This window comes from Streptomyces novaecaesareae, from assembly GCF_000716875.1.
Taxonomy (GTDB): domain Bacteria; phylum Actinomycetota; class Actinomycetes; order Streptomycetales; family Streptomycetaceae; genus Kitasatospora; species Kitasatospora novaecaesareae.
Genome location: NZ_JNWQ01000157.1, coordinates 1 through 6,174 on the forward strand (window position 1 = coordinate 1; position 6,174 = coordinate 6,174).

Here is a 6,174-nt window from a genome sequence, read left to right on the forward strand (position 1 = left end):
GTGCGGAGAAACGCCGGAGGGCCCCGCCCCCACCGTGACGGAGCCCTCCCGCCGTTCAGCAGACGGAGCCGCAGCTGCCGCCCCACCCACCCGGTGCGGAGAAACGCCGGAGGGCCCCGCCACCACCGTGACGGAGCCCTCCGGCCGTTCAGCAGACGGAGCCGCAGCTGCCGCTCCACCTACCCCCGACTACTACTTCTTCTTCCGCTTCTCCCGAACCCGCACCGAGATCGAGATCGGCGTCCCCACGAACCCGAACTCCTCGCGCAGCCGACGCTCGATGAAGCGCCGGTAGCCGGCCTCCAGGAAGCCCGAGGCGAACAGCACGAACCGCGGCGGACGGCTGCCCGCCTGGGTGCCGAACAGGACGCGGGGCTGCTTGCCGCCGCGGATCGGGTGCGGGTGGGCGGCCACCAGCTCGCCGAGGAAGGCGTTCAGGCGCGCGGTGGGGATGCGGGTCTCCCAGCCCTCCAGCGCGGTCTCGATCGCCGGAACGAGCTTCTCCATGTGCCGGCCGGTCTTGGCCGAGACGTTGACGCGCGGGGCCCACTGCACCTGGACGAGGTCGCGCTCGATCTCGCGCTCCAGGTAGTAGCGGCGCTCCTCGTCCAGCTGGTCCCACTTGTTGTAGGCGATGACGACTGCACGCCCGGCCTCGACGGCCATCGAGATGATCCGGGTGTCCTGCTCGGCGAGGGTCTCGCTGGCGTCGATCAGGACGACGGCGACCTCGGCCTTCTCCAGCGCGGAGGAGGTGCGCAGCGAGGCGTAGAAGTCGGCGCCGGCGGTCAGGTGGACCCGGCGACGGATGCCGGCGGTGTCCACGAACTTCCAGGTCTTGCCGCCGAGTTCGATCATCTCGTCGACCGGGTCGCGGGTGGTCCCGGCCAGCTCGTTGACGACGACGCGCTCCTCGCCGGCGACCTTGTTCAGCAGGCTGGACTTGCCGACGTTCGGCCGGCCGATCAGCGCGACGCGGCGCGGGCCGCCGGGGGCGGCGTCGCCGAAGGTCTGCGGCGGGGCCTCGGGCAGCGCGTCCATGACGGCGTCCAGCAGGTCGCCGGAGCCGCGGCCGTGCAGGGCGGAGACGGGGTACGGCTCGCCCAGGCCCAGCGACCACAGGTAGGCGGCCTCGGCCTCGGTGGACGGGCCGTCGACCTTGTTGGCGCACAGGACGGTCGGCTTGCCCGCCCGGCGGATGATCTTGATCAAGGCTTCGTCGGTGTCGGTGGCGCCGACGGTGGCGTCCACGACGAACATCACCGCGTCGGCCTGCTCGATGCCCAGCTCGGCCTGGGCGGCCACCATGGCGTCGATGCCGAGGACGTCGATCTCCCAGCCGCCGGTGTCGACCACCTTGAAGCGACGGCCGTTCCAGCTGGCCTCGTAGGTGACCCGGTCGCGGGTGACGCCCGGCTTGTCCTCGACGACGGCCTCGCGGCGGCCGATGATGCGGTTCACCAGAGTCGACTTGCCGACGTTCGGGCGGCCGACCACGGCCAGCACCGGCAGCCGGACGAGCTCGGCGCCGTCCAGGCCGTCGCCGTCGATGTCGAAGCCCTCCTCGGCGGCGAGGGCCATGAACTCTGCGTAGTCTGCGGCGTCCAGCCCACCGAGGTCGGTGGCGGAGTGCTCTGCGGTCATGTTCGTCTGTTCCGTTTCCCGGCCCGGCCCTTCCCAGGGGCGTGCCGTGCGTACCTGCCCCGCTCGGGGCAGCGCGAGTGGTTCTCCGTGGCACCTCGGCGGCACCACGGCTCGTTCGATGATCAGACCGTCGGCCCGATCCAACCTGATCAGACCGATCCGGCCCGATCCAACCTGTTCAGACCCAATACGGCCCGAATGCGGCCCGATCAGCCGATACGGCCCGATCAGACCGAGGACAGCCCGGCCCGCTCCTCCACCAGGACGGCGATCCGGTCGATCACCTGGTCCAGGGTGAGGTCGCTGGTGTCCACCAGGTCCGCGTCCGCGGCCTGGGTCAGCGGGGCCGTCTTCCGGGAGGAGTCCGCGGCGTCCCGGCGGGCGAGGTCGGCGGCCATCGCGGTGATGGTCGCCTCGTCCACCCCCTTGGCCCGCAGCTCGGCCGCCCGGCGCGCGGCCCGGGCCTCCTCGGAGGCGGTCAGGAAGACCTTGACGGTGGCGTCGGGGAACACCACGGTCCCCATGTCCCGGCCCTCGGCGACGATGCCGCGCTCGGCGACCTCGGCGCAGCCGCGCTGCAGCTCCACCAACCGGGCCCGCACCGCCGGCACCGCGGCCACGGCGCTGACGTGCGCCGTCACCTCGGGGCCGCGGATCGGGGCGGAGACGTCCTGGCCGTCCACCGTGATGGTGGGGCCGTCGGCGTCCGTGCCCGACACGATCACCGGCTTGCCGCACGCGACGGCCACCGCCTCCGGGTCGTCCACGTCGACCTCGTTGGCCAGCATCCACCAGGTCATCGCCCGGTACATGGCGCCGGTGTCCAGGAAGCTCAGGCCCAGCCGGGCGGCGACCGCCCGCGAGACGGTCGACTTGCCGGAGCCGGAGGGTCCGTCGATGGCGACGACGACCGGGGCGTGCGCTCGGTCGGCAGTGTCCACGGGGGCGAACCTCTCTCTGAGCATGGAAGCCGAAGCCTGCGTGGGCGGACGGCCGGGGATTGTCTCCCTCAAGGTTAATGGACCGCCGACATCCCACGCTCCGCCGTCTCCTCGGCCCCCTACACCGCCGCCTCCACCTCCTCCACCGCCGCCACCGGCGCCCCACTCACCCGGCCACCTCGACCACCGCGTTCCCCAGCCGCGGCCGCAGGTACTCCCCGTCCCACTCGATCCCGAGCACCCCGCCGACGAAGGTCATCGGCAGTTCCCGGCCGAGGACGTCCCACACGAACGGCACCCGCGACACGTGCGACGGGAAGTCGTTCACCTCGAACGCCTCCCGGTGGTACTCGCTGTCCGCCGCCTCCCGCCAGCCGAAGGAGCGGCGCAGCCGGGGCCCGTCCGGGGTCTGGGTGTGGGCGAGGAAGGCGGTGAGCCAGCCGGTCACCCGGGGGCCGCCGGACATCGAGCGCCACTTGAACAGCGAGCGCCAGAAATCGTCGTCCACCGGGCCGCCGGCGGCCGTCGCCGCGATCTCGTCCACCACCGGCCGCAGTTCCGCGAACCACGGCGCCAGCCAGTCGAAGCGCTCCGCGAGCGCACCGACCCCCGCCGCCAACCGCGCCCAGTCCTCGGCCGTGCCCTCCAGCCGGACCCTCGGGATGCCGCAGCGGGTCTCCCAGCGGAAGTCGTAGTACGGGCTGACCGTGTCCATCAGCGCCACCAGGGCCGAGGACTCGTCGTCCGGCGTCGTGGTGGAGAAGGCCGGCCGGAACAGGTCCACCAGCTCCTCGCCCATTGCGGCCGCGAGCGGCTCCCGTACCAGCCGGATCGAGCGCGACCAGTCCGGGTCGGGCCCCAGCAGGCTGTCGTCCCGCACCACGGTCGCGGCCCTTCGGCCCCTGGCCGCACCGAACAGCGCCCGGTACCGCGGCGGGTACATCCGTACGTGCACCGCGACCTCGTGCACCACCGCGTACCAGAGCACGTCCGGGGACAGGCTGAGCGCCAGGTGCTCGGCGAAGGCGGCGTGGGCCGCGCGCAGCAGCAGGCTGAAGGTCGGCTCCGGCTCGGCGAACTCCGGGAGCGCGGGCTCCGGCCGGGGCCGCTCGTACATCGCCGCGACGCTGCGGTGGTGGATCCGGAGGTCCCGGCCGACCACGGCCCGCAGGAACCGTTCGTTCCCCAGGTCCACCGGCATCCCGGCGAACCCGTGCCGGGTCTCCCCCAGCGGCAACTCGACGATCACGCCCCGCCCTCCCCTGAAACGACCCGCCCCAGCACCGACCCGCGACCTCAGCCCTGGCCCACGACCTCAGCCCCGACCCACCACCTCAGCCCCGACCCCCGACCTCAGTCCCGCACACTCCACCCACTCACCCGCAGCGCCTTCACCAGCCGCTTGACCGCCACCGGCGCCACCGAGAGCTGGACGAAGCCGACCTGCTGCCCGGTCGAGTGCTCGATGACGACGTCCTCGATGTTGACCCCGGCGTCGCCGACCTCCCCGAAGAGCCGGCCCAGCTCGCCCGGCTGGTCGCCGAGCACGACCGTGACCGTCTCGTACCGGGTGGGCGGCGCACCGTGCTTGCCGGGGATCCGGGCCTGGCCGGTGTTGCCGCGCCGCATGACCTCCGTGATCCCGGCCGCACCCGCCCGGCGCTCGTCCTCCTCGGTCGCCTCCATGGCGCGCAGCGCGGTGACGGTCTCGCCGAGGTCGGAGGCGACGGCCTCCAGGACGTCGGCGACCGCGCCCGCGTTGGCGGAGAGGATGTCGACCCACATGCCGGGGTTGGAGGCGGCGATCCTGGTGACGTCGCGCACGCCCTGGCCGGAGAGCCTTATGGCGGTGTCGTCGGCGTTCTCCAGCCGGGCCGCGACGAGCGAGGACACCAGCTGCGGGGCGTGCGAGACGAGGGCGACGGCCCGGTCGTGCTCGGCGGCGTCCATGACGATCGGCATCGCGCCGCAGAGCGCGACCAGCTCCAGCGCGGCGTTGAGCGTCTCGGTGTCGGTGTCGGCGGTCGGGGTGAGCACCCAGGGGCGGCCTTCGAAGATGTCGGCGCGGGCGGCCAGCGGGCCGGAGCGCTCGCGGCCGGCCATCGGGTGGCTGCCGATGTAGTGGACGGTGTCGCAGCCGAGCGCGGCGATCTCGCTGCCGGGGCCTGCCTTGACGCTGGCGACGTCGGTGTACCAGTGCGCCAGGTTGCGGCGCTGGCAGTCGGCGAGCACCTTGCCGACCAGCGCCGGCGGGACGGCGATGATCGCCAGGTCCACCGGGCCGTCGACGGGCTCGGTGGTGCCCGCGCCGAGCGACTCGGCGGTGCGGGCGGCGTCCGGGTCGGCGTCCTCCAGATGGACGGTCAGACCGCGAGCGGTCAGCGCGAGCGCGGCGGAGGTGCCGATCAGTCCGGTGCCGACGACGACGGCAGTGCGCATGGCGGGTCGCTCTCCTCATCACGATTCTCGACAGGTGCCGGAACCGTCCGGGAGCACCCGCGCCCCATCCTCCCTCATCCGCTGCGCCGAAGTCCCCACTTGTCGCCCGGCAACCACGACCGCAGCGCCCGGCAGCGCCCCGGCGCCGGCAACCGAGGCGGCCCGGCCCCCGTCCCACACAGTGCACACGCCGCACCCGGGAAATCCGACGACGCCCGCACCGAACCCGGGCAGACTGGCCGCCCGGGCAGGCCCGGACGGCCAAGCAGCCGCTCGAACACCCGACATCGGACACCCGGCATCGGACACCGGACACCGGACATCCGACAGCGGATGTACGGACATCCGGACGTCCGGACATACGGGAAATCCGCACGCCGCAAGAAGCGGCACGCGGCAGGCAACACGCGAACGAAGGGGTTGCGCATGGACGATCAGCTCAGCAGCCGGACCGGGCAGACGAAACCGCCCGCCGTACCGGCCCACCCGTCGGCCCTGGACTCCGTCGTGGTGTACGCCGAGGGCGCGGTGTGCCGCCGCCGGGCCACCGTCCCGGTCCCTCCCGACGGACGACTGCGCCTGACCGGCCTGCCCACCACCCTGGACGGCCGCTCGCTGCGCGCCCGCGTGATCGCCGGACCAGCCGGCACGGCAGTCACCGAGGCCCGGCTGGAACTGCGGGCGGAACTCCGCGAGCCGGACGAACTCCCGGAACTGCGAAGGGCGTTGGACAAGGCCACCGAGCGCCTCAGCGCGCTCACCGAGCGCCGCCGACTGGTCCTCGCCGCGATCGCCGACACCGCCGCCCTGCGCGCCGTGCCACCGCAGCGCCGCCGCGACGAACCGCTGCGCCGTACGCCCGCCGACGCCTGGCTGGAGCTCGCCGACTTCGTCGACGAGCGGCTGGCCGCCCTCCAGGAGCGCGCCGAGGAGCTCAACCGGGAGGTCGAACTCGCCGACCACGAGCGCGACTTGGCCGCCGACCGGCTGGATCGGACCTCCACCGCCGACCAGGCCGAACCGGTCGCGACCTCCGCCACCGTCCTGCTCACCCTGCACACCCCGAGCCCCAGCCTCACTCCCACCCCTGTCTCTTATACACATCTCCGAGCCCACGAGACAGGCAGAAATCTCGTATGCCGTCTTCTGC

The 6,174-nt window shown here is 73.1% G+C and carries 5 protein-coding genes; 1 reads left to right on the top strand and 4 read right to left on the bottom strand.

Translation table 11 applies throughout. The features are described from left to right. Positions 1-192: 192 nt before the first annotated feature. The 4 genes from der to OP86_RS31915 form a co-directional block, all read right to left on the bottom strand. Positions 193-1,644: a ribosome biogenesis GTPase Der gene (gene der / locus OP86_RS31900; protein ID WP_030062574.1), complete on the bottom strand. Its 1,452-nt coding sequence runs from the start codon at positions 1,642-1,644 to the stop codon at positions 193-195. Between the two features lie 227 nt (positions 1,645-1,871). Further along, positions 1,872-2,585 carry a (d)CMP kinase gene (gene cmk, locus OP86_RS31905; RefSeq protein ID WP_030062575.1) on the bottom strand — a complete coding sequence of 238 codons (714 nt, stop codon included), beginning with the start codon at positions 2,583-2,585 and terminating at the stop codon, positions 1,872-1,874. 166 nt (positions 2,586-2,751) lie between these two features. Beyond that, positions 2,752-3,834 (bottom strand): DUF4419 domain-containing protein, encoded by a 1,083-nt coding sequence (locus OP86_RS31910; RefSeq protein ID WP_051831142.1) that lies wholly within the window; start codon positions 3,832-3,834, stop codon positions 2,752-2,754. Positions 3,835-3,938: 104 nt separating this feature from the next. Next, positions 3,939-5,024, bottom strand: a complete 1,086-nt coding sequence (locus OP86_RS31915) for a prephenate dehydrogenase (protein WP_030258477.1) — start codon at positions 5,022-5,024, stop codon at positions 3,939-3,941. 426 nt (positions 5,025-5,450) lie between these two features. Between OP86_RS31915 and OP86_RS37300 the strand changes: the two genes are divergently transcribed. Beyond that, a partial coding sequence (locus OP86_RS37300; protein ID WP_033334321.1) for a DUF4140 domain-containing protein occupies positions 5,451-6,174 on the top strand: 724 nt, incomplete at its 3' end.